At 58.7% G+C, this 22,814-nt stretch carries 20 protein-coding genes and 1 pseudogene; 10 read left to right on the top strand and 11 right to left on the bottom strand.

Translation table 11 applies throughout. The features are described from left to right. Positions 1-48 precede the first annotated feature (48 nt). The gene (zapE, locus tag ACR0DJ_RS11035) at positions 49-1,116 is read right to left on the bottom strand and encodes a cell division protein ZapE (protein ID WP_425079669.1); all 1,068 of its coding nucleotides are present in this window, start codon (positions 1,114-1,116) and stop codon (positions 49-51) included. A gap of 148 nt (positions 1,117-1,264) precedes the next feature. Here zapE and ACR0DJ_RS11030 point away from each other — a divergent pair, with 148 nt between their 5' ends. Beyond that, entirely contained in the window at positions 1,265-2,500 is a 1,236-nt protein-coding gene (locus ACR0DJ_RS11030; RefSeq protein WP_425079668.1) for an MFS transporter, read from the top strand. Between the two features lie 45 nt (positions 2,501-2,545). Here the strand turns inward: ACR0DJ_RS11030 and ACR0DJ_RS11025 are convergent, their stop codons facing one another. The 6 genes from ACR0DJ_RS11025 to ACR0DJ_RS11000 form a co-directional block, all read right to left on the bottom strand. Then, positions 2,546-4,585, bottom strand: coding sequence for a bifunctional aldolase/short-chain dehydrogenase (locus tag ACR0DJ_RS11025; protein WP_480684949.1), 2,040 nt, complete (start codon positions 4,583-4,585; stop codon positions 2,546-2,548). Positions 4,586-4,660: 75 nt separating this feature from the next. After that, positions 4,661-5,755: an S-methyl-5-thioribose-1-phosphate isomerase gene (mtnA, locus tag ACR0DJ_RS11020; RefSeq protein ID WP_480684948.1), complete on the bottom strand. Its 1,095-nt coding sequence runs from the start codon at positions 5,753-5,755 to the stop codon at positions 4,661-4,663. A 121-nt stretch (positions 5,756-5,876) separates the two neighbouring features. Next, positions 5,877-6,332 carry a YaiI/YqxD family protein gene (locus tag ACR0DJ_RS11015; RefSeq protein WP_425079665.1) on the bottom strand — a complete coding sequence of 152 codons (456 nt, stop codon included), beginning with the start codon at positions 6,330-6,332 and terminating at the stop codon, positions 5,877-5,879. Continuing rightward, positions 6,329-7,786 carry a Si-specific NAD(P)(+) transhydrogenase gene (gene sthA / locus ACR0DJ_RS11010; protein WP_425079664.1) on the bottom strand — a complete coding sequence of 486 codons (1,458 nt, stop codon included), beginning with the start codon at positions 7,784-7,786 and terminating at the stop codon, positions 6,329-6,331. The genes ACR0DJ_RS11015 and sthA overlap by 4 nt, the downstream gene beginning before the upstream one ends. A 3-nt stretch (positions 7,787-7,789) precedes the next feature. Continuing rightward, entirely contained in the window at positions 7,790-8,623 is an 834-nt protein-coding gene (fghA, locus tag ACR0DJ_RS11005) for an S-formylglutathione hydrolase (RefSeq protein WP_480684947.1), read from the bottom strand. A gap of 103 nt (positions 8,624-8,726) precedes the next feature. Next, positions 8,727-9,656, bottom strand: a complete 930-nt coding sequence (locus ACR0DJ_RS11000; RefSeq protein ID WP_170345299.1) for an AEC family transporter — start codon at positions 9,654-9,656, stop codon at positions 8,727-8,729. Positions 9,657-9,802: 146 nt separating this feature from the next. On the opposite strand from ACR0DJ_RS11000, the gene ACR0DJ_RS10995 reads away from it, so the two are divergent. Further along, positions 9,803-10,420, top strand: coding sequence for a TetR/AcrR family transcriptional regulator (locus ACR0DJ_RS10995; protein WP_425079662.1), 618 nt, complete (start codon positions 9,803-9,805; stop codon positions 10,418-10,420). A 106-nt stretch (positions 10,421-10,526) separates the two neighbouring features. On the opposite strand, the gene ACR0DJ_RS10990 is transcribed toward ACR0DJ_RS10995, so the two are convergent. Together ACR0DJ_RS10990 and ACR0DJ_RS10985 are read right to left on the bottom strand one after the other, a co-directional pair. After that, positions 10,527-10,706, bottom strand: coding sequence for a hypothetical protein (locus tag ACR0DJ_RS10990; protein ID WP_425079661.1), 180 nt, complete (start codon positions 10,704-10,706; stop codon positions 10,527-10,529). Positions 10,707-10,908: 202 nt separating this feature from the next. Further along, a pseudogene (locus tag ACR0DJ_RS10985) lies at positions 10,909-11,120 on the bottom strand (hypothetical protein); the annotation flags it as partial. 116 nt (positions 11,121-11,236) lie between these two features. On the opposite strand from ACR0DJ_RS10985, the gene ACR0DJ_RS10980 reads away from it, so the two are divergent. Continuing rightward, positions 11,237-11,518 carry a hypothetical protein gene (locus ACR0DJ_RS10980; protein ID WP_480684946.1) on the top strand — a complete coding sequence of 94 codons (282 nt, stop codon included), beginning with the start codon at positions 11,237-11,239 and terminating at the stop codon, positions 11,516-11,518. A 172-nt stretch (positions 11,519-11,690) separates the two neighbouring features. Here the strand turns inward: ACR0DJ_RS10980 and ACR0DJ_RS10975 are convergent, their stop codons facing one another. Beyond that, the gene (locus ACR0DJ_RS10975; RefSeq protein ID WP_425079660.1) at positions 11,691-12,392 is read right to left on the bottom strand and encodes a GntR family transcriptional regulator; all 702 of its coding nucleotides are present in this window, start codon (positions 12,390-12,392) and stop codon (positions 11,691-11,693) included. Positions 12,393-12,470: 78 nt separating this feature from the next. Continuing rightward, the gene (locus ACR0DJ_RS10970; RefSeq protein ID WP_425079659.1) at positions 12,471-13,832 is read right to left on the bottom strand and encodes a formimidoylglutamate deiminase; all 1,362 of its coding nucleotides are present in this window, start codon (positions 13,830-13,832) and stop codon (positions 12,471-12,473) included. Positions 13,833-13,914: 82 nt separating this feature from the next. Here ACR0DJ_RS10970 and hutI point away from each other — a divergent pair, with 82 nt between their 5' ends. The 7 genes from hutI (at position 13,915) to nadC (ending at position 22,743) form a co-directional block, all read left to right on the top strand. After that, positions 13,915-15,126 carry an imidazolonepropionase gene (gene hutI, locus ACR0DJ_RS10965; protein WP_480684944.1) on the top strand — a complete coding sequence of 404 codons (1,212 nt, stop codon included), beginning with the start codon at positions 13,915-13,917 and terminating at the stop codon, positions 15,124-15,126. Further along, the gene (gene hutH, locus ACR0DJ_RS10960) at positions 15,123-16,661 is read left to right on the top strand and encodes a histidine ammonia-lyase (protein ID WP_425079657.1); all 1,539 of its coding nucleotides are present in this window, start codon (positions 15,123-15,125) and stop codon (positions 16,659-16,661) included. Before hutI ends, hutH begins: the two co-directional genes overlap by 4 nt. Further along, positions 16,658-17,452 carry an N-formylglutamate deformylase gene (hutG, locus tag ACR0DJ_RS10955; protein WP_425079656.1) on the top strand — a complete coding sequence of 265 codons (795 nt, stop codon included), beginning with the start codon at positions 16,658-16,660 and terminating at the stop codon, positions 17,450-17,452. The genes hutH and hutG overlap by 4 nt, the downstream gene beginning before the upstream one ends. Beyond that, on the top strand, positions 17,449-19,131 hold the full coding sequence (gene hutU, locus ACR0DJ_RS10950; protein ID WP_425079655.1) for a urocanate hydratase: 1,683 nt from the start codon (positions 17,449-17,451) through the stop codon (positions 19,129-19,131). The genes hutG and hutU overlap by 4 nt, the downstream gene beginning before the upstream one ends. 142 nt (positions 19,132-19,273) lie before the next feature. Then, positions 19,274-20,323 (top strand): quinolinate synthase NadA, encoded by a 1,050-nt coding sequence (gene nadA, locus ACR0DJ_RS10945; RefSeq protein WP_425079654.1) that lies wholly within the window; start codon positions 19,274-19,276, stop codon positions 20,321-20,323. Positions 20,324-20,329: 6 nt separating this feature from the next. Beyond that, positions 20,330-21,898: an L-aspartate oxidase gene (locus tag ACR0DJ_RS10940; protein ID WP_480684943.1), complete on the top strand. Its 1,569-nt coding sequence runs from the start codon at positions 20,330-20,332 to the stop codon at positions 21,896-21,898. Next, positions 21,895-22,743: a carboxylating nicotinate-nucleotide diphosphorylase gene (nadC, locus tag ACR0DJ_RS10935; protein WP_480684942.1), complete on the top strand. Its 849-nt coding sequence runs from the start codon at positions 21,895-21,897 to the stop codon at positions 22,741-22,743. The genes ACR0DJ_RS10940 and nadC overlap by 4 nt, the downstream gene beginning before the upstream one ends. Positions 22,744-22,814 lie beyond the last annotated feature (71 nt).

Genomic DNA, 22,814 nt, shown 5'->3' with positions numbered 1-22,814 from the left:
CTTGCCCTTGCTGACACGGTCTTGGATGGGGCGGGCGATACGGGCGGATCAGCGCCCCTGTCGCCCCCAATCCTGATCCTGCATTTCCCGCAGGCGCGATGCCGTGCGTTCAAATTCGAAGGTTCCTTCGCCTTCGACATACAGCATCTCGGGTTCGGCCGCAGCCGAACAGATCAAACGCACCCTGGCTTCGTAAAGCGCATCGATCAGGGTGACAAAACGCTTGGCTTCGTTGAAATTGTTCCGAGACAGGCGCGGGATGTCCTCAAGCACCAGCACCTTCACTTCTTCCGCAATCGCCAGATAATCCCCCGGTCCCAACATGCGGCCACACAGATCATAGAAGGAAGCCCGCGCCACCCCGTTGCGAAAGGCGGGCAATTCAACGGCCCGACCTTTGACGTGCAACACAAGCGGATCAGCGGGCCCACCGGCAAGATCTGTCCAGACCTGCCGGATTTTTTGCCGGGCTTCTGGGCCAATCGGAGTGAAATAGACCGGGGCACCCTCCAACCGGTTCTGCCGATAGTCCGTGGGCGACACCAACTCCCACACCTGCAACTGCTCTTTGATATGCGCGATGAACGGCAGAAACAGCTGCCGGTTCAGCCCATCCTTGTACAGATCGTCGGGATGCCTGTTCGACGTGGTAACCACGACCACGCCGCCCTCGTGCAACAAGTCAAACAGCCGCCCGACGATCATCGCGTCCGTAATGTCGGTGATCTGCATTTCGTCAAATGCGAGCAAGCGAACTGAGTTGACCACCTCCTTCGCCACCGGTGCCAGGGCATCCTCGACATTCTGTTGCCGTGCCTTGTGCATTCCAGCATGGATTTCCTGCATAAAGGCATGAAAATGCACACGCCGTGCCGGGATATTGCCCAGCGTATCGACGAACATGTCCATCAGCATCGATTTTCCACGCCCGACACCGCCCCATAGGTACAATCCTTTGGGGGGCGGAGGCGCCTTGCGGAAGAGCCCGCGTTTGACCGGCTTGGACAGTGCCGCCCGGATACGTTCGAATTGGGGCAGAACGGCCTCTTGCGCGTCGTCGCGTGTCAGCGTTCCGTCCGCGATGCGGGCCTCGTAAAGCGAAATAAGATCCGTCATGAATCCGAGCCTTACCCGTCACCTCGCCCGTTGAAAAGAAGCCATTTTTGGCGACACATCAATTTTGTTTATCCGTGTCCGCAAATCTGCTGAATTGACGGTGACACCAAAAGTAATACGGTCCTCCGGACGTAACGCCTGAGGTCCCATGTCCCAATCCGTCCGCTTGTTGAATCCGATTCTGATTGTCGGATGTATCATCATCACGGTCAGCTTCGCCGTGCGCGCTTCGTTCGGCGTATTCCAGATTCCGATAGCGGATGAGTTCGGCTGGCTGCGGACCGATTTCTCGATGGCGATTGCAGTTCAGAACCTGGCCTGGGGCATCGGGCAGCCGATCTTTGCTGCGATTGCCGAAAAGGTGGGCGATCGCCGAGCCATCATTCTTGGCGCTCTCACCTACGCGGCTGGCATGGTGCTGACGGCGTGGTCCGTTACGCCGTTCGAGCATCAGATATACGCTTGGCTGGTGGGTTTCGGCATCGCCGGAACCGGGTTTGGTGTGGTTCTGGCGGTTGTCGGTCGCGCGTCCACCGACGAAAACCGGTCCATGTCGCTGGCCATTGTTACCGCCGCGGGCAGCTTTGGGCAGGTTCTGGGGGCGCCAACCGCGGAATGGCTTCTGTCATTCCTGCCATGGCAGCACGTCTTTGTCGTATTCGCCGTGGCGATTCTCGCGCTTGTGCTGACCTTGCCCTTCATGCGCGCACCACAGCCCGCCTCGAAGTTTGAGCTGGAAGAAAGCATGAGCGAGATACTGGGCAAGGCGTTCCGCGACCCTTCCTACGCGCTGATATTCCTGGGATTTTTCAGCTGCGGATACCAACTGGGCTTCATCACCGCGCATTTCCCGGCATTCGTGACCGAGATGTGCGGGCCAATCCAGCCCGGAGGTGTACTGCATGCAATCGGGATCACCTCCACATCGGCCCTGGGTGCCGTGTCGATTTCATTGATCGGTTTGGCTAATATCGGCGGTACGCTACTGGCGGGCTGGACCGGCAACCACTTTCCGAAAAAATACCTTCTGGCCGCAGTCTATACGGGCCGGACGATTGCCGCGGCTTTGTTCATCGTGTTTCCGATCACACCGCTTACGGTCATCGTGTTCTCGCTGGTGATGGGATCGCTTTGGCTGGCCACCGTGCCGCTGACTTCGGGTCTCGTCGCGCATCTTTACGGTTTGCGCTATATGGGAACGCTCTATGGTTTTATCTTCCTGAGCCACCAGATCGGCAGCTTTCTGGGTGTCTGGCTTGGCGGGCGCATGTATGACCAGTATGGCGACTACAACATGGTTTGGTGGATCGGGGTCGCGATCGGTGCCTTCAGCGCGATAGTACACCTGCCGATCCGCGAGAACCGAACAGCGGTTCCTGCCTGAGGCACAACGATACGCCACAGGCCGGGAACCAATCGGGTAAAGGCGTTACCGAAGTTCGGCTTCGGTGTTGCCGCCATCCACCGTCACGACATGACCGGTGGTGCGTTCCATCAGCGCCAGCGCAACAAAGGCATGCGCGACATGCTTTGCCTCGACTTCGCGGCCCAGCAGGTTGCCTGACATATAGGTCTCCTCGGAAACGCCACGTGCGGCAGCGCGTTCCTGAATGAACCCATCCGTCAGCAGGCCAGACCGAATTCGATCTGCATTCACCCCGTTCACACGGATTCCGTATTCGGCCAATTCAAGTGTCAACTGGCGCAACAGGAACAGGGTGGCGGCTTTTGGCGTGCCATAGGCCCCCATGTTCCGGCCCGGGTTGATCGCCTGTTTCGAGATATTGAACAGGATCTGACCGCCGCGGCCCTGAGCTTGCATCACTCGGGCAGCCTGTGTCGCAAACGCCTTGTGCGCGAAGAAATTCAGCTCGAAAGCCGCTCGGAATTCCTCGTCGTCAAGATCCAGCAACGCGCCCGAAGTCGCGGCCCCGGCATTCGATACCATTACATCGAGCCCACCAAACCGGTGTATCGTCGCCGCAATCGCGGCATCTGCGGCGCCTTTCTCGGTGACGTCGCAGGCATATGTCGAATGCCATGTGCCAAGGGTCGATTTGGCATCTGCCAACGCCCGTTCATCCCGATCCACCAGAACGACATTTGCACCGGCTTCAGCAAAGGCCTTGGCGGTCGCCAGACCTATCGCCCCAGCACCGCCGGTCACCATCACGATCTTACCCTGAAGCGGAGGCGCTGAGCTTTTGCCCAGCTTCGCCTGTTCCAAGGACCAGTATTCACAATCAAAGCGATCTTTTTCATTGATGGGGAAAAAACCGCCCGCGTCTTCGCCCACCGTTCGCACCCGCAGGTTTTGTTCCGCAAGATCCGCCGCTGCCGAGGCAGCCTTCGCGTTCGGGCCCATTCCCAGGATCCCCACACCCTCGATCCAGGCATGCTTGGGGTCTTGGGGCAACAGTTTCTTGGGTTCGTCGGCCTGCGGCGCCTGCCGTTCAAAGTATTCCCGATAGTCTTTGGCAAACTCTTCGACCTTTGCCTTGATCCGTGACCGTCCCCCGGATAGGTCCGGCGCCCGCAAAACAAGCGGGCATCCTTTCGTTCGCAATACGTGATCCGGCGACGCCATGCCCCGCTGGGCCAGTGTATCAATGTCCGGACGATCAAAAAACCGCATCACTTCCGGCCCGTTGCGAAGGTCAAAAACCGGCATCGGGTCATCCCGTTGAGCCGCCACTTCGGCGATGACCCCGCGCAGGATCGGCAATACCTCAAGATTCTCAGCCGGATCGCGACGGCCAATTGTCGTCAGGTCCTTCATTCCGAAATAGGCAGCAACCTCGTTGGTATGCGCCACGATCCGGTCATAGCTTTCCTGCGCCGTCGCGCCGAACGTAAAATGCCCATGCTGAAGCAGCAGAAGCCCTTCGACATTCGGGTTTTCGTCAAACACCTCGGCCGCCTTTTTGGCCAGCCCGAAGCCAGGCATGATATAGGGCACAATGCCCAATCGGTCGCCAAAAATCTCGCGGCAGACATCCTTGGCATTTGGCAGATTGGCGAGCACCAGAAAGGGTGTCGCGTGCGTGTGATCCACATATTTATGCGGCAGAAATGCATGCAACAGTGTTTCCACAGAGGGGTTCGGTGAACCCGAGTCCAACAGATTGGCGCGCTGAACATTGACCATCTGCGCGTCTGACAGATGGTCCAATGCGCGCAGTTTCATCAAAGGATCAAGCCACACACCTGGCAGGCCCGGCGCCTCGATGCTGTCCAGATCCCACCCAGATCCCTTGACATGCAGAACGCGCTGCGGATCGCCGAACAGATCAGGGCGTTCCAGCTTGACCGACGTGTTGCCTCCTCCGTGCATCAGGAGGTCCGGGTTCTGACCGATCAGCCGCGAGGTATAGACACGTTCGCCCAGCTCCTGATCTGCGGGATCTGTTCCGGCCCGATCCCGCCATTTCCGTGCCTCGTCGGCCCTGTACCAGTTTTCAATCATCATTCATTCTCAGCAAGTTAAGCGGGTGCATGATCCGCGTGGGCGATTGCACAATTCAGGACTGTGCTAAACAAAGTGTTAACCAGCCCGTTCGGGAAACAACCGGGCAAGCCCGTCGGCAGAAGCCTCGCTGACTCCGCGCTCGGTGATAAGCCCCGTCACCAGCCGGTTTGGGGTGACATCAAAGGCAGGATTGCCACCTTCCGTGCCATCCGGCGCCACGCGTACATCCGAGATACTCCCCTGCTCATCAACCCCCATGACATGAGTGACTTCCCTGGCATCACGTTCCTCGATCGGGATTTCAGCCACACCGTCGCGAACGGTCCAGTCAATCGTGGGTGAGGGCAGGGCGACATAAAATGGCACACCGTTGTCCCGCGCAGCCAAAGCTTTCAGATAAGTCCCGATCTTGTTGCAAACATCACCTTGGGCCGTGGTTCGGTCCGTGCCCGTAATCACCAAATCAACCAGGCCGTGCTGCATCAAATGACCGCCGGCATTGTCCACGATGTAACGGTGGGGAATGCCATGTTCGCCCAATTCCCAGGATGTCAGCGCGCCCTGGTTGCGCGGTCTGGTTTCATCCACCCAGACGTGCAGGGGGATGCCCGCGTCATGCGCGTGATACATCGGGCTTGTGGCCGTGCCCCAATCCACAGTCGCCAGCCATCCCGCGTTGCAATGAGTCAACAACCGTACCGGCTCACCGGCGGGTTTTCGGGCGGCGATATCCTTGATCAGTTCCAACCCGTGGCGGCCGATTGCGGCGTTGATCTCGACATCTTCGTCTGCAATCTCCTGCGCCAGCGACCAGGCGCGCTCGGCACGATCACCCGGAGCAAGCGGCATCAGCGCTTCTCGGCATCTGTCCAATGCCCAGCGCAGGTTGATTGCCGTGGGTCGGGTTGCATGCAAAACGTCATACGCGGCGTCAAAGGAGGCTTCGGAGCTGTCCCGAGACATCTGCTCGGCAATTCCAAACGCAGCGGTCGCGCCAATCAAAGGTGCGCCCCTGACCCACATATCCCGTATCGCAGCTGCAAATTCATCAAGCGTTTTCAGGGTTACGACCCGAAAATCATGCGGCAACCACCTTTGGTCGATGATCCGGACCTCGCCTGCCGGTTTGTCCCACCAAATAGACCGATAATGGGTGCCTTGTACTTTCATAACGCAGTCTCCGTATTCGAAAAGCCTGATCGGAATTCAAGCACAGGGTGCGTTCTAATGAGGTACTTGTAAACGGGCGTTTCGGAATTCGGGTCAGTATTTGATCTGGCGAAAGGAATGATCATCCCTTTCTGGCGGCACGTATTTCCCGTTCCAGGGCGTCCAGAAACCGCGAGCGGTCGGCCTTGCCGAAGGGTCGCCCACCGCCGCCGGTTCCCAGCGGATTGGCTGCGCGCAGATCGGCCATCAAATCACGCATGGCCAGTTGCTGACCAATATTCGCCGCCGTGAAGGTTTCACCGTTCGGGCGCAGCACGCGTGCGCCCGCTTCGACGCATTTTGCAGCCAAAGGAATGTCGGACGTAATGACGACATCCCCCGCTCCACAACGTTCGGCAATCCATTTGTCGGCCTCATCGGCGCCTTCGGAAACGACAATGACCTGCACCAGCGGGTTGGCCGATGGTCGAAGCCCGCCATTGGACACCAGCGCCATCGGCACTTTGTGCCGGGTCGCGACCCGTTCGGCCTCGGCTTTTACAGGGCAGGCATCGCCATCGACATAAAGCGTCGTCACGCCTTCTTCGCCTCTTTCTTTGCCGGTTCCGCTGGTTTCTTTTTGACCTTGAATTCCTCGGGTATGGGCATGCGGTTGAACGCATCCAGGCCCGCGATTTTATATGCTTCGGCAAGTGTCGGGTAGTTGAACGTGTTCTGAACGAAGTAGTCCACCGTACCTTTCAGGTTCAGCACGGCCTGCGCGATGTGAATCAGTTCAGTCGCGCCTTCACCGACGATCTGGACACCCAGCACCCTGCGGGTCTTGAGCGAGAACAGCATTTTCAACATGCCGTGTTCCAGCCCCATGATATGCCCGCGTGACGTCTCGCGGAATCGCGCGACACCGACCTCGTAGGGGATGTTGCGCTCCTGCAATTCTTCTTCCGACATTCCGCAGGTTGATATTTCAGGCACTGAATAGATGCCGTACGGATACCACGGGCTTTCCGGCAGCGTGGGCGTTTCAAGCGCGTGACAGGCAGCCACGCGCCCCTGTTGCAAAGAGGTCGATGCCAGCGACGGATGTCCGATCACATCGCCCGTGGCATAGATATGTGGCACAGCCGTTTGATAGGTCTTGCGGTCGACCTTGATCCGGTTGCGATGGTCCGTCTCCAGCCCGACGGCATCCAGATTGAGTTTGGACGTCGCTCCCATGCGTCCGGCCGCGAACAGAAGCATTTCAGCACGAACGTGGCGACCGTTGTCGAGGGTCACTTCCACATGCTCGCTGGCGTCTTCAATCTTCTCGACAGCCGAGCCCAAACGCAGGTCGACACCGTTTTCCCGGATCTGATGCGTAAAGTCGTGGATCAACCGGCTGTCGATGAAATCCAGAAACGTGTCGCGGGGTTCAATCAGCGTGACGCGCACGTCCAGGGCTGAAAACATCGTGGCATATTCCACACCAATGACCCCGGCACCGATGACAACCAGCGAGCGCGGAATCTCTGCCATTTCCAGAAATTCGTCACCATCCACCACCGTCTTGCCGTTGAACGGAACATAATCCGGGCGATAGGTTTTCGTGCCTGTCGCAATCAGGAACTTCGCGGCCGTTACGCGCGTTGTTTCTCCGGCATCGGTTGCGACTTCTACTTCGTGCGGTCCGACAAACCTGGCCAGACCGTCCAGAGTTTCGACGTGGTTCCGGTTGAACTGATGCTCCAACACGTCGACCTCGTGGTCGAGGGTCATATGCAGTCGGGCTTTCAGATCCTCTGCCCGGATCTGATCCTTTACCCGGTAGGAACGCCCGTAAAAGCTGCGTTCGCGCCAGCCCGACAGGTTCAGCACCGTTTCGCGCAGGGTCTTGGACGGAATTGTACCGGTATGGACAGAGACGCCACCAAAACGGTCTTTGCGGTCGATGACCAGCACGCGCCGTTTCAGTTTGCCCGCCTGAATTGCCGCAGAACGCCCAGAAGGCCCTGAGCCTATGATGATCAGGTCATAATCGTAATTGCTCATTCCTCAGTCTCCGTACAGGGCCTCGGCATGGAAGATGACGTGATCTTCCATAAACGTGGACACAAAGAAGTACGAATGATCGTAACCCGGCTGGAAGCGATACGTCGCTTGCTGGCGGCGTTCGGCGATGGCTTGCGCCAATGCTTCGGGGCGCAGAAGATCCATGAACTGATCGTTTGCACCGGTGTCGATCAGGATCGGACCGTCGAAACCGGTTTTCTTCATCAACAAAGATGCATCGTGTTTTGCCCAAAGCGCTTCGTTGTCACCGAGATAGGCGCTCAGCTGTTTGCGGCCCCAATCCGCTCCGGTCGGGTTCGAGATCGGCGCAAAGGCTGACACCGAACGGAAGCGTCTCGGCAGGTTCATGGCAAGTGTCAGGGCACCGTGACCCCCCATGGAATGGCCCGTAATGGCCTGACGTTCGCTGTCGATGGCGAAGTTTTCGAACAGCAGGGCGGGCAGCTCTTCGGCAACATAGTTCCACATCCGGAAATGAGGCGCCCAAGGTTTCTGTGTCGCGTTCACATAGAATCCCGCGCCCTGACCCAGATCGTAATCCTCATGATCCGCGACACCTTCGCCACGCGGTGACGTATCCGGAAACACCACGGCAATTCCCTGTTCCGCGGCCCACGCCTGAGCCCCGGCTTTGGTCATTGCGTTTTCATGGGTGCAGGTCAATCCCGACAAATACCAAAGAACCGGGACCGGGCCGTCTTTGGCCTCGGCTGGAAGAAACAGGCCAAAAGTCATGTCACACTTGCACGACGAGGAGGCGTGGCGGTACACGCCCTGCACACCGCCGAAACAGGCATTTTCCGAAAGTGTTTCCATCAGGCACCGTCCTTATTTTCGAGTCGCAACATGGCTAACGATCCGCGGACCCGGCGTAAAGTCCATGCGCCTTCGGTGAGAGTATTTTTCGAAAAGGTGAAGGTCAGAAAGTGCCCGCCCAGGCGATCACCATCGGCACGGTGAGAATACTGACGATCGTGGATAGAAGGATTGCCGCCGACGCGCGATGCGGGGCAATGCCGTAATGCGCAGCCAGCATGTAAACATTGCCCGCAACAGGTAAAGCCGCGGCAGAGATGGCTACAGTTGCCGGAAAAGTTTCAATCGGTATCAGCCATAGCAGTGCGACCGCGACGCAGGCCGGATGGATCACCAATTTGCAGAAACTCAACCAAGCCGCGATCTGGACACGTTCAGCCGACTTGCCTGCCAATGATGCGCCAATGGCGAACAATGCTCCGGGAGTTGCGGCACCGCCGAGAATGGTCAGAAAATCGCCAAGAGGTTCAGGAACAGGTATTTTCAGCGAGGACCAGATGAGACCGGCCGAGATGGATACGATCATGGGATTCCGGACCAAACCCATTCCGATCAGCTTGAAGGTGGTCGGGGTCAATTTACCGTCACGGCCGCCATTGATCAGGATCACGATCAGGGATGAAAACACCACCAGATCGACGGTTAGGACCAGCATCACGGGCCCAATCGCAGCCTCAGAGAACAAAAGAGCAAGCATGGGCAGCCCCAGGAACCCGACATTGCCGATGGCCGCGCACTGAGCTTCGACCGCGGCGGTCGGGATGTCGAGCCCGCGCAGCCAGGCGATGGCCGATGCCAGAACGTATACGGTCACAGTGCCCAGCAGATATCCAAGGATGAGCCGGGCATTGAAAATCTCGGCAAAGGGAAGGGTGGCTGCAAAGCGAAACAGCATCGCTGAAAGCGCAAAGTAAAAGACGAACTTGGTCAGATAGGCCGTGGCTTCAGCCGTGAAGAACCGCGTGCGCCCCGCCCAAAAGCCCAGGCCGATGATCGCGAAAAACGGAAGGGTGCGCAGAAAGATTTCGACCATGGGCCAAGTCCTAGCACGGTTTGAACGCGCTGCAAGTACCCGACATCAAAGCAAATGCATCGTCAGCTTCGCTGAAATATTCGAGAATCGTTGTATCTAAACCGAACGGTTTATAAACTGGCGCAGTTATCGATCGAGGAGACGACATGACCCAGACTGCCACCATCCTGCGCACCGGCCGGAAATTCGATCAGGTTCTGCGCGGGGCTCGAGAGGTTTTCATGGCGGATGGGTTTGAAGGGGCAAGTGTGGATGACATCGCTCGCGCAGCCGGTGTGTCAAAAGCAACGCTCTACAGTTACTTCCCTGATAAGCGCCTTTTGTTCATGGAAGTCGCCCAAACAGAATGCTGCCTGATGGCCGAGCGGGTCCTCTCGATGATCGACGAAACCAAGCCGGCCCGCGAAGTGCTTCAGATCACGGCGACACAGCTGACCAGATTTCTTGTGTCAGATTTCGCGCAACAGGTTTTCAGGATCTGCGTTGCCGAACGCGACAGGTTCCCCGAACTGGGTCGCGCGTTCTATGAGGCGGGGCCACAAAATGGCCAGCGACAGATGGCCGAGTATCTGGAAAAAGCCGTGGCCAAGGGCGAATTGGCCATTGATGATGTACATATCGCTGCCGAGCAGTTTTCCGAACTGTGCAAAGTGCGGATCTGGACCCGGGCGGCTTTTGGCATTCAGAACACCTTCACCCAGGAAGAAATAGATCAGGTTGCTGCTCAGGCTGTCGACATGTTTCTTGCCCGTTACGGGGTCTGACCCACAAAAGTGATGGCCCGCGCCCGGAACAGGGGCGCAGACCACCGCTCACTCACCAAAACACTCGATACACAACAGTTTAAAGCTGTAAGTCTTGTAAAACCGTTTACTCGATGAAAGTTCCGGTCAGACTGTCGCTGACAGGCTGTGCCGGATAAGCAATCACCGCGCGTTCGCCTGTGTTGACGAACAGGTCTGCGGGCCTGCCGGGGTCCAACTTCAAATCCGCCGCTTCGTCGGATTGCTGATCGTTCAGTTTGACCCGGGCTTTTGAAAGATCCCGCAAGTATGTTCACTTTCCAATGCGTTAGCCGAGATATCAAAGATAACACCTGGGGCCTCGGGCACATCGGCCTGCGCGAAAGGGGACAAACTGACCCGCCCCGGAAACGTCCCTCGTTCTGACGTAGAGCTTGTTTGGCTTGGGAAGGCGCAAATGAATGCGAAAAAGCTGTTTCACGAAAGCCCGGATCATTGGGATGGACCCGTCACGCTTTCGTGCCGCTCCGATTGCTTGCTATCGCAGCCTTTGCATCGAAGGCCAAAGGGCTTTCCAGCCGAGGGCCGAGTGCCTGCGTCGTCGATTGTGGAAGCCGTTGAAACATTCGAAGATTGCGATCTCGGTGTCTCTACACGTTTTCCAGGATTGCTGCCACAACAGCTCAGCTTTGATCGTCTTGAAGAAGGTTTCGACCATTGCCCGGCAGGCTCATGTATAGCATTCTTTCCAGAGCCGGGCGGCGTTATCATAGCAGTTGCTGGTTCTGGCTGAGCGGACGATTGCGGTAAACGCGATACCTTCTTGGACTGACATCCATGATCTGGCACAGCCGCTCGACAGGGAGGATGTCGGAGGTCTTGGCGGTGAAAGCAAACCTCATTTGCTTTACTCCGCAAAGAACTTGGTGGCAATTTTTAGCTCCTCTCCATCTTAAGCATGCGGTTCTTTTTCCGCAGTTCCGCGACCTCGCGCTCGAGATCAGACTGGGCGGACGGCTTCTCAGGATTGCGCCGATCCTGCTGGATCAAACGGCTCAGCGTCGAGAAGCCAATACCAAAATCTGTTGCAACCTGCTTTCGCGGCAGGCCGCTGGTTAACCTTACCCGCACTGCCTCCGCGCAAAACCCCGGGACAGGACCGGATAGACTGGCTTTAGGATCGAAAAATCATCTTTCGGAAGGGTCAAAGGGGCTATGACGGCAGTAAGGAAGGTGTGTTCGAAACAGTAAGGTTTTTCACCACCATCAAAACCTGTTCAGCGCGTTGGCCTCAATACGTGGTGCGCATCTGGTATCCCTGATGGAAAGTCATGCGCACGAATGTAACGGGATCGCTGCGAAACCAGGTCGTGCGTTCCAGCTGAAACAACGGAGTGCCGGGCGGTACGGCTAGGAACTCCTGCAAATGCCCTGTTGCCGGGACCGCCGAGAAGGCAATTTCAGCGTTTGAAAACGGCACCTCGGACAGCAGCCATTCATTCGGCCCGGTGGTCAGGAAATCTTCGTCGAGAACCTGAGGCACGGTGCTGACGTTGATCCAGCGTTCCTCGAACTGAAACGGACGGTTGTCGGCGTGGTGCATGCATTGCAGATGGATGACCTGCGCACCTTCGGGAATGCTCAGCTTTGCCTGCAACCACGCGGGGCAGTCGATCAGTGTTCGGCTGACCAAGGCATAGCGGTATTCGGCATTCATTTCTTCGATGGTCTGCCGAACGACAGTGATTGGCAGCTTCGCCTGCTTTACCGGCGTGGTCACAACACGCGTGCCACCCTTGCGTTTGCGGGTGACAATGCCTTGTTCGGCAAGTTCCCGCAGCGCCCGATTGACCGTCGCCCGTGCAACGCCGAATTCGGCTGCCAGTTCCATCTCGGTGGGCAACAGACTGCCCTGCGGCCAGACTCGGGTTTGAATGCGGTTCACGACTTCGTCCCGAATGTCCTGGAAACCTAGATGTTTTTGATCGGTCACGTGGTGTTCATCCAATTACGTACAAACATATTGGTATTATGAGGCCATTTTTGTCAGCCCGTAAAGGCGGCAGCAAGCTCAAAGCCTCGGCATGAGATCAGCCATGGCCCGCCGATAGTCAGATACGATCCGATCCCGTGCAATATGACGGCCCCGGCGTACCTGATGGCGGCCAGCCGACCACAGATCGGTCACTACGTGATCCTTCGCGGCAAAGACCAACCCGTCGAGCAACTGTTCAGGACGCAGGGCGCAAAGCGCAGGGTCCTGACTGTCAATGGCAACAAGATCCGCCAGCATCCCTTCTGCGATCTGACCCGCCGCGCGCCCCAGGGCTTGCGCGCCACCCAAAGCCGCATTGCAATACAGTGTTTGTCCAACCGAAACGTCCCCTTCGACCAGAACATTCCGCGACAGGTCTCGCAGGCGTTGGGAATACTCCAGCGTACGCAGTTCCTCTGTCGTCGAAATCAAAATGTTTGAATCCGACCCAACTCCGAAACGACCACCGGCTTCAAGAAAGACGGCGCCATTGAAGGGGCCATCCCCCAAATTGGCCTCGGTGATCGGGCAAAGCCCCGCGACCGCGCCGGTTGCCGCCATATCGCGGGTTTCCTTTTCCGTCATATGTGTGGCGTGGATGAGGCACCAGCGTTGGTTTACCGGCGCATTGTTCAGCAGCCATTCCACCGGGCGGGCGCCCAGACCCTCGTGAACCTGCGCAACCTCCATCGGTTGTTCCGCTATGTGAATGTGGACAGGTCCCGTCTTTTTTGCGTCCAGAACCCCGGCAAGATCTTGCGGTGACGTCGCGCGCAAGGAATGCGGGGCAATGCCTATCTGACAGTCATCCGGCAGATCGCCCAGTGCCGCTTGTGCTTGCTCGACCAACGCCAGATAGCGGTCCACGTCATTGCCAAATCGTTGTTGACCCGCTTCCAACGGCTGCTCGCCGACCCCCGCATAGGAATAAAGTACGGGCAGATGCGTCAGCCCTATTCCCGTCTCGGCCGCAGCAGCCATGATCCGCTGAGACAGCTCTGCAAGATTGGCATAGGGTGTGCCGTCTGGCTGGTGATGCAGATAATGGAATTCACCAACCGAGGCGTAACCTGCTTCCTGCATCTCCATATAGACCAGTGCGGCGATCGCCTGCACCTGATCGGGCGTCAGGTGCGCGGTGAAACGATACATCAGTTCCCGCCATGTCCAGAAACTGTCGCGTCCTGCCATGCGGTATTCGGTCATCCCCGCCATCGCGCGCTGGAACGCGTGGCCGTGCAGATTGGCCAGCGCAGGCAGCAAAGTGTCGACGCATGTATCGCCATCTTGCGCCGTCGCGCCCTGTTGCAGCGACGCTATCAGACCTTCCTTGACTTCTACCCGCAGGTTCGAAGCCCAACCGGTGCTCAATAATGCGCGATTAGCAAAGACAGCCATTTTTCACCTCATTTTATGAATAGACATATAAATGATAGAAATGTACTAGAAAAGAAGGAAATGCACGGAGGTTGCGAGTCACATGCAGACGCAAACGCGGGTTTTGACGGATCTTGACGCTGCAACGATGACCGAAGGCGGCGCGCCATACGGTTTGGTTCCGAATGCAGCGATCGCGTTTCAGGACGGACAAATCGCATGGATCGGAGCTGTCGCTGACCTTCCTTCAAGATTCGCCGACCAGCCACGGACTCGACTCGGTGGACGCCTGGTTACGCCTGCGTTGATCGATTGCCACACTCATGTGGTTCACGGTGGCCATCGCGCCGCAGAATTCGAAATGCGCCTGAAAGGCGCGAGCTATGAAGAGGTTGCCCGCGCCGGGGGTGGAATCATCTCGACCGTAAAGGCCACGCGCGCGGCCGGCGTGGAGGAACTGGTCGCACAAGCATTGCCGCGAGTTGATGCGATGCTGGCCCAAGGAGTATCGGTCATCGAAGTGAAGTCCGGTTACGGGTTGGATGACAAGACTGAATTGAACATGTTGCGCGCGGCTCGGGCGTTGCCGGATCATCGTCCCGTCCGCGTTCTGACCAGCTTTCTGGGGGCGCATGCGGTGCCTCGGGACTATGAGGGCAGGGTGTCGGACTACATTCATCAGGTCTGCATTCCCACGCTTCGCGCCGCTCATGCCGAGGGATTGGTCGATGCGGTCGATGCCTTCTGCGAAGGCATCGCCTTTCAACCCGAAGAGTTGATCCCGCTTTTTGATGTCGCGACAGAGCTTGGCCTGCCGATCAAGATCCACGCCGAGCAATTGTCGAATTTGGGCGGTGCAAAACTGGCTGCCGGATACGGCGCGCTGTCGGCAGATCATATAGAATATCTTGACGAAGCAGGTGTTCAGGCCATGGCGCGGGCCGGAACCGTAGGCGTCATTTTGCCGGGTGCGTTCTACACACTGCGCGAAACACAGGCGCCACCGATTGACCTGTTGCGCCAGCACGGTGTGCCCATGGCGCTTGCCACGGATTGCAACCCCGGTTCAGCGCCGATGACCTCGTTGCTGCTTGCGATGAACATGGGCTGCACCCTGTTTCGCATGACGCCAGAGGAGGCCCTTAAGGGCGTAACGACCCACGCAGCCCGCGCTCTCGGGTTGGCTGACCGCGGTCAGATCTCAGTCGGGCATCGCGCCGATCTGGCGGTTTGGAATGTCGAACACCCTGCGGAACTGGCCTATCGCATCGGCTTCAACCCTCTTCATACTCGCATATTCGGAGGTGTATTTTGACGACGCTCACCCTTACCCCGGGCACCGTTACCCTGTCGCAGCTGGAACAGGTCTTTCGCGAAGAGCGCGCTGTTCAACTGGATCCCGCTTGCCGCCCGGCCGTCGAAGAAGCGCACAAGCGCATCGCCGATGCGGCGGCGGGAGAGGCCGCCGTATATGGCGTGAACACAGGGTTCGGGAAACTGGCCAGCGTCAAAATCGCGGCCGAGGACACAGCAACCTTGCAGCGCAACCTGATCCTCAGCCATTGCTGCGGTGTGGGCCCTGCGATCCCGCGCAACCACGCAAGGTTGATGATGGTTCTGAAATTGCTGAGCCTTGGTCGCGGGGCCTCGGGGGTTCGGCCAGAGGTGATCACCCTGCTGGAAGGGATGTTGTCCAAGGGTGTGACCCCGGTGATCCCGGCGCAGGGTTCGGTCGGGGCTTCGGGCGATCTTGCGCCCTTGTCCCACATGGCTGCCGTCATGATGGGCGCTGGTGAGGCCGAATTCGGTGGCGATGTGATGCCCGGTGCCGTTGCGCTGTCCAAAGCGGGTCTGCAACCCATCGAATTGGGCCCCAAAGAAGGGCTGGCGTTGATCAATGGCACCCAGTTTTCGACGGCCTTTGCACTGGCCGGCCTGTTTGGCGCATGGCAGGCGGCGCAAAGCGCGCTGGTTACCTCGGCGCTGACGACGGATGCGATCATGGGATCGACCGCCCCGTTGCAACCGGAAATCCACACGCTGCGCGGGCATCGCGGGCAGATCGAGGCCGGCGTGACCATGCGAGCGCTACTGGCCGGGTCGGTCATTCGTGAAAGCCATCGGGATGGCGATACCCGCGTTCAGGATCCGTATTGCATCCGCTGTCAGCCTCAGGTGGTGGGCGCCGCGATGGATGTGCTGAGGCAGGCCGCGACAACGCTGGAAATCGAGGCCAACGCGGCGACGGACAATCCTCTGGTTCTATCGGAAACCGGCCTGATCGTTTCGGGCGGGAATTTTCATGCCGAACCGGTTGGGTTTGCTGCAGACATGATTGCGCTTGCCGTGGCCGAGATCGGGGCAATTGCGCAACGCCGCATTGCGTTGATCGTCGACCCTGCGCTCAGCTTTGATCTGCCGCCGTTTCTGACGCCCAATCCGGGCCTGAATTCGGGCTATATGATCGCTGAGGTGACGACCGCCGCACTGATGAGCGAAAACAAGCATCTGGCCAATCCGTGCGTGACGGACTCGACGCCCACATCGGCCAATCAGGAAGATCACGTTTCGATGGCGGCTCATGGCGCGCGGCGGTTGGGGCAGATGGTTGCCAATCTGGAACGTATTCTGGGGGTCGAGCTGCTCTGTGCCACACAAGGTGTCGAATTCCGTGCGCCGCTGCCCACGAGCGAAACGTTGCAGGCCGTGATGGCACGGCTGCGTGCCGAGGTGCCAGCCTTGGGAGATGATCGCTATATGGCGACCGAGATCGAAGCAGCCTCGGCCCTGATTGCCAGTGGCGAGATTGCCCGTGGCACGGGCATCGCCATGCCGGAACTTGGCGCATGAGCGGCCCGGTCGAAATTACACGTGGTGAAAGCCCCATTGTGCTGGGTCTGCCGCATACCGGCACTTATGTGCCCGCCACGATCGAGGCCAAGTTGAATGCGCGGGGCAGGGCATTGACGGATACGGATTGGCATATTCACACCTTGTATGAAGGACTTCTGCCCGGTGCGACCACGGTTCGGGCGACCTTCCACCGATATGTGATTGACGCCAACCGGGACCCGTCGGGCGTGTCGCTTTATCCCGGTCAGAACACGACAACCCTTGTGCCGCTGACGGATTTCGACGGCCAGGGCATCTGGGACATCCCGCCTTCCGGAAAGGATATCCTCGAACGACGGGAAGCTTTCCATGCGCCGTATCATGCCGCCCTGAAGGCCGAGCTGGAACGCGTGAAGGCGGCCCATGGGTTTGCGGTGCTGTATGATTGCCACTCGATCCGCAGCCATATTCCTTTTCTGTTCGAAGGTACTTTGCCCGATTTGAACATCGGCACGAACAATGGGGCGACCTGTGCACCGGAAATCGAAGCCATAACACATGAATTCGCGGCGTCCTCGCCCTATACGGCTGTTCTGAATGGGCGGTTCAAGGGCGGATGGACAACGCGCCACTATGGGCGCCCCTCGGAAGGGGTGCACGCGATCCAGATGGAGCTGGCTCAGTCGGCTTACCTGAGCGCCGAAGCGCCGCCCTGGACTTTTGATACCGACAAAGCCGACCGCCTGCGCCGTTGGCTCAAAGATATCCTTGACGCTATCCACGACACTGCATTGGAGCTTGCCCGATGACCGACCCTCGTAAAAACACTCGTGACATCTATCCCCCGACAGGGCCCGAACTGAACGCCAAAAGCTGGATGACCGAAGCGCCGATGCGGATGCTGATGAACAATCTGCACCCTGATGTGGCCGAGAACCCGCATGAGCTGGTTGTCTACGGTGGCATCGGCCGTGCCGCACGGACGTGGAAAGATTTTGATACCATCGTTGCCAGCCTCAAGGATCTGGAGGAAGATGAAACGCTGGTGGTGCAATCCGGCAAACCGGTCGCCATCGTTCGGACACATGCCGATGCACCTCGGGTGCTGATCGCGAACTCAAACCTCGTGCCGCATTGGGCCAACTGGGATCACTTCAACGAGCTCGATAAGAAGGGCTTGATGATGTACGGCCAGATGACGGCCGGTTCGTGGATCTATATCGGGACGCAAGGCATCGTTCAGGGCACCTACGAAACCTTCGCCGAGGCGGGACGCCAACACTATGACGGGGACCTGACCGGCAAGTGGATTCTGACTGGCGGTCTGGGCGGCATGGGTGGCGCGCAACCTCTGGCAGCGGTCTTTGCAGGGGCGTGTTGCCTGGCTGTCGAGTGTAATCCTGACAGCATCGATTTCCGCCTGCGCACCAAGTACCTCGACGAAAAAGCCGAGACGCTGGACGAAGCGCTCGAAATGATCGACCGCTGGACCCGGGCGGGCGAGGCGAAATCGGTCGGTTTGCTGGGCAATGCCGCCGAGGTTTTCCCCGAAATCTACCGGCGGATGCAGGCGGGCGGCATGCGCCCCGATATCGTGACCGATCAGACCAGCGCCCATGATCCGGTCAACGGCTACCTGCCGCTGGGCTGGAGCATGGCGCAGTGGAAAGACAAGAGGGAAAGCGACCCCAAGGCCGTGGAAAAGGCAGCCCGAGCGTCGATGAAACAACACGTGGCCGCCATGGTCGATTTCTGGAACGCGGGTGTGCCGACCTTAGACTATGGCAACAACATCCGGCAGGTGGCGCAGGACGAAGGCTTGGAAAACGCCTTTGCCTTCCCCGGTTTCGTGCCCGCCTATATCCGCCCGTTGTTCTGCCGTGGCATCGGCCCGTTCCGCTGGTGCGCGCTGTCGGGTGATCCCGAGGATATCTACAAAACCGACGCCAAGATGAAGGAACTTTTCCCCGACAACACGCATCTGCACAACTGGCTCGACATGGCACAGGAGCGCATCGCGTTTCAGGGCCTTCCCGCGCGGATCTGCTGGATCGGACTGGGCGACCGCCACAAGGCCGGGCTGGCATTCAACGAGATGGTTAGGAATGGAGAATTGAAGGCACCGGTCGTCATCGGTCGTGACCACCTCGACAGCGGTTCGGTCGCGTCGCCGAACCGCGAAACCGAAGCCATGAAGGACGGCTCGGATGCCGTGTCGGATTGGCCGCTGCTGAACGCGCTGGTCAATACCGCTTCGGGCGCGACATGGGTCTCGCTGCACCACGGAGGCGGCGTTGGCATGGGTTTCAGCCAACATGCGGGTGTCGTGATTTGTGCCGACGGAACAGATGCAGCGGCCAGACGTCTCGAACGGGTTCTGTGGAATGATCCGGCTTCGGGCGTCTGGCGTCACGCAGATGCGGGTTACGAGGATGCCAAGGCCTGCGCACGTGAACACGGGCTGCGTCTGCCGGGGATTCTGGGCTGATTTGCCATTCATCTTTGAATTTGTCTGCATGGCTTAGCGCTAACGTCTCATTTTCCGGTTTCGAACCGGGGATGTTTCCGCTAGGGCTAAGCCGTTAAGCAGCCCGCCAGGCTAACGACAACTGACAAAGGTGGCTCGCCCGTTGCTCGATATTGCACAAGTCCGCACTGTTCTTTCGGACGTCTATGACCTTGCCCCATCGGCCACATTGGCCAATGAGATGAAAGACACGTTTGCCCGTATGGATCGTGTGATCAGCCCGCCGGATTGGGCGATCTATGCGCCTTATGTGCGGGCGATCAACGCGCTCAAGAAAGAGCGTAACGCCGTGATCCTTGGGCACAATTACATGACGCCCGAAATCTATCATGGTGTGTCCGATTTCGTGGGTGACAGCCTGCAACTGGCGATCAAGGCCAGCGAAGTGGAAGAGGATGTGATCGTTCAGGCCGGGGTTCATTTCATGGCCGAGACATCGAAAATTCTGAGCCCCGAAAAAACGGTTCTGATGCCCGACATGGATGCGGGTTGTTCTTTGGCAGAATCGATTACTGCTGAAGGAATCGACGAAATGCGGGCCAAATACCCCGGCGCGCCGGTTGTGTCTTACGTGAACACCACTGCCGAGGTCAAAGCGGCCTCGGACATCTGCTGCACCTCGTCGAACGCCTTGCAGATCGTGAATGCGATGGAGAGCGACACGGTCATCATGACGCCGGATCAGTATCTGGCTCAAAACGTGGCCAATGAAAGCCACAAGAACGTGGTGTTCTGGCCCGGTTCCTGCATCGTGCATGAACAATACACCGCACAGGACCTGCGCGACTTCCGCGAATGGAACCCCGGTACGCGCCTGATTGCGCACCCGGAATGTCCGCCGGATGTGGTGGCCGAGGCGGATTATTCTGGTTCAACAAGCGGTATCATCAAATATGTGCATGATGAGAAACCCGAAAAGGCGATGCTGATCACCGAATGTTCCATGGCGTCGAACATCGCCGATGAACTGCCCGAGGTCGATTTCGTAGGGCCGTGCAACATGTGCCCGTACATGAAAAAGATCACGCTTGAGAAGATCCTCTATGCCCTGCACACGATGGAAGGCCAGGTCGAGGTCGCCGAAGACGTGGCAGAGAAGGCTCGCAAATCCGTTCAGGCGATGATTGATCTGTCCCGCAAGCTCGGCATCTGATCGGCAATGACCGACATCACCACGGATCGCGTCATTATTGTCGGGGCCGGGATTGGCGCGCTTTATGCTGCGCTGAAACTGGCACCGCGACCGGTGGTGATCATCTCTCCTGACCCGCTGGGCGAAGGCGCAAGTTCGGCATGGGCGCAGGGGGGCGTGGCGGCGGCGATGGACCTGGCCGACAGCCCGGAAAGCCACGCCGTTGACACCGTCAATGCCGGGGCTGGAACCGTCGAGCCTGACGTTGCGGATTTGGTGACGCGAGAGGCACGGGACTATATTCTGGACCTGACCACTTTGGGCACACCGTTTGATCGCACCGAGGGTGGCGGATATGTCCTGTCCCGAGAAGCCGCGCACAGTTTTGCGCGCGTGGTGCGGGTAAAGGGGGATCAGGCCGGCAGTGAAATCATGGCCGCCCTGATCGAACGAGTGCGCGAAACCCCTTCGGTGCAGGTGTTGGAAGGGGTTCTTGCCATTGCGTTGGAAGTGACGGAAGGGCGCGTGGTGGGCGTTGTTTTGCAGGACGCCACGGAAAGCGGATCCGCGCCTGTGACGCTTCGTGCACCTGCCGTATTGTTGGCGGGTGGCGGTTCTGGCGGGCTTTATGCCCTGACGACCAATCCGGCCCGCATCCGCGGGCAGGTCATCGGAATGGCCGCACGGGCGGGGGCACTGATCGCCGACGCCGAATTTGTGCAGTTCCACCCCACCGCCATGGACGTAGGTGAAGACCCGGCCCCATTGGCGACCGAGGCCCTGCGCGGAGAAGGGGCAATTCTGATAAACAAGCGTGGCGAGCGGTTCATGCAGGCCGTTCATCCTGATGCCGAGCTTGCCCCGCGCGACGTTGTGGCCCGCGCGATATTTGCCGAGGTGCAGGCCGGCAACCGCCCGATGCTGGATACCCGCAAGGCTTTGGGCGCGCAAATCAACGAACTTTTCCCGGCGGTTGCCGCATATTGCGCGCGCAACGGAATCGATCCGGTCCGGGATGCGATCCCGGTCGCTCCGGCAGCGCATTACCACATGGGCGGGATTGCCACAGGCACTGATGGCCGCGCGACGCTGGATCGGTTGTGGGTGTGCGGCGAGGCGTCCTCGACCGGCCTTCACGGCGCCAACCGGCTGGCCTCGAACGGTTTGCTCGAAGCGTTGGTGTTTGCACGCATCTGTGCCGAGGACATTGCGCGTTCGATGCCGGACATATCCGCGTTGGAACCTGTGGTCCTTCGATTTGACCAAGCTGACATCCCTGATACGTCCGATGCAGTCAGTGTATTGCGCAGGACCATGTCGCGCGATGTTGGAGTGGTTCGGGACCGCGCCGGGTTATGCCGGGCATTGCACAGGATTGCCACGCTCGAAGAGCAGCATGGCACATGCCCGTCCTTCAGAAACATGTGTGCCACAGCAACCCTGATCGCCGCGGCGGCATTGCAGCGCGAAGAAAGCCGCGGCGCGCATGAGCGATCCGACTTTCCGGAAACTGCCGACGGCCCCGGCAAGCGATCCCGGATGTATCTTAGCGACGCGCTGCACATTCGCGCCGAAGCCTGCAAGGAAATACCATGAGTTTTGCGACCCTGCCCGATCTGATCCTCGAACCCGTCATCCGCGCGGCGCTGATGGAGGATCTGGGAGCTTACGGTGATGTGACCACCCGCGCCGTGATCGCGCCGAGCACGATATATACAGCCCGGCTGAATGCGCGCGAGGACGCCGTTGTTTCGGGCATGCAGGTGGCGACGATAGCGTTCCGGCTGGTCGACCCGACGCTTGAAGTTGAGGTGCTTGTCAAGGATGGCCAGTCCTGTCGGCGCGGCGACACGCTGATGACCATCAAAGGGTCCGCGGCCTCGATCCTGTCGGGTGAGCGGGTCGCGCTGAATTTTGCCGGTCGCCTGACCGGTATTGCCACAAAAACTGCCACCTTTGTCCAGCAGACAAAGGGCACGAATGCCCGCATGACCTGTACCCGCAAAACCACGCCCGGACTACGCATCGTGGAAAAACAGGCCGTGCTGCATGGTGGCGGTTTCAATCATCGCTATTCGTTGTCCGACGCGATCCTGATCAAGGACAACCACATTGCCGCCGCCGGGGGTGTGCGTCAGGTTCTTGAGGCCGCCAAAGCGCAAGCCAGCCACATGATGGCCGTCGAGATCGAAGTCGATCGACTGGACCAGCTGGCCGAAGTCCTCAGGATTGGCGGCGCGTCCGTCGTATTGCTGGATAATATGGACAACGAGATGCTGCGCGAAGCGGTTGCCATGGTGGACGGGCGGATGAAGACCGAAGCCAGCGGTAATGTGACGTTGGACCGCGTCGCATCGATTGCGGCGACCGGGGTCGACTACATCTCGTCCGGGGCGCTGACGCATTCCGCCCGAACCGTTGATCTGGGCCTTGATTTCTGAAAAGCGCGGCATTTCCGCTTGATTTGGGATCGTTTGCGCCAACACGGTTGCGCCTTCAGATTTTATCGATA

This window comes from Ruegeria sp. BF10 (assembly GCF_056538725.1).
The sequence above is the reverse complement of the archived record's forward strand: the minus strand, read 5'-3'. Positions and strand labels throughout refer to the sequence as shown.

Excerpts from the sequence above, each read along its gene's own strand:
- ACR0DJ_RS10970 (WP_425079659.1), bottom strand. The coding sequence starts at position 13,832 with ATGGCTGTCTTTGCTAATCGCGCATTATTGAGCACCGGTTGGGCTTCG.
- sthA (WP_425079664.1), bottom strand. The coding sequence starts at position 7,786 with ATGAGCAATTACGATTATGACCTGATCATCATAGGCTCAGGGCCTTCT.
- ACR0DJ_RS11025 (WP_480684949.1), bottom strand. The coding sequence starts at position 4,585 with ATGATGATTGAAAACTGGTACAGGGCCGACGAGGCACGGAAATGGCGG.
- ACR0DJ_RS11000 (WP_170345299.1), bottom strand. The coding sequence starts at position 9,656 with ATGGTCGAAATCTTTCTGCGCACCCTTCCGTTTTTCGCGATCATCGGC.
- hutU (WP_425079655.1), top strand. The coding sequence starts at position 17,449 with ATGACCGACCCTCGTAAAAACACTCGTGACATCTATCCCCCGACAGGG.
- fghA (WP_480684947.1), bottom strand. The coding sequence starts at position 8,623 with ATGGAAACACTTTCGGAAAATGCCTGTTTCGGCGGTGTGCAGGGCGTG.
- hutG (WP_425079656.1), top strand. The coding sequence starts at position 16,658 with ATGAGCGGCCCGGTCGAAATTACACGTGGTGAAAGCCCCATTGTGCTG.
- zapE (WP_425079669.1), bottom strand. The coding sequence starts at position 1,116 with ATGACGGATCTTATTTCGCTTTACGAGGCCCGCATCGCGGACGGAACG.
- hutI (WP_480684944.1), top strand. The coding sequence starts at position 13,915 with ATGCAGACGCAAACGCGGGTTTTGACGGATCTTGACGCTGCAACGATG.
- ACR0DJ_RS10980 (WP_480684946.1), top strand. The coding sequence starts at position 11,237 with ATGATCTGGCACAGCCGCTCGACAGGGAGGATGTCGGAGGTCTTGGCG.
- ACR0DJ_RS11030 (WP_425079668.1), top strand. The coding sequence starts at position 1,265 with ATGTCCCAATCCGTCCGCTTGTTGAATCCGATTCTGATTGTCGGATGT.
- nadC (WP_480684942.1), top strand. The coding sequence starts at position 21,895 with ATGAGTTTTGCGACCCTGCCCGATCTGATCCTCGAACCCGTCATCCGC.
- ACR0DJ_RS10995 (WP_425079662.1), top strand. The coding sequence starts at position 9,803 with ATGACCCAGACTGCCACCATCCTGCGCACCGGCCGGAAATTCGATCAG.
- ACR0DJ_RS10940 (WP_480684943.1), top strand. The coding sequence starts at position 20,330 with ATGACCGACATCACCACGGATCGCGTCATTATTGTCGGGGCCGGGATT.
- mtnA (WP_480684948.1), bottom strand. The coding sequence starts at position 5,755 with ATGAAAGTACAAGGCACCCATTATCGGTCTATTTGGTGGGACAAACCG.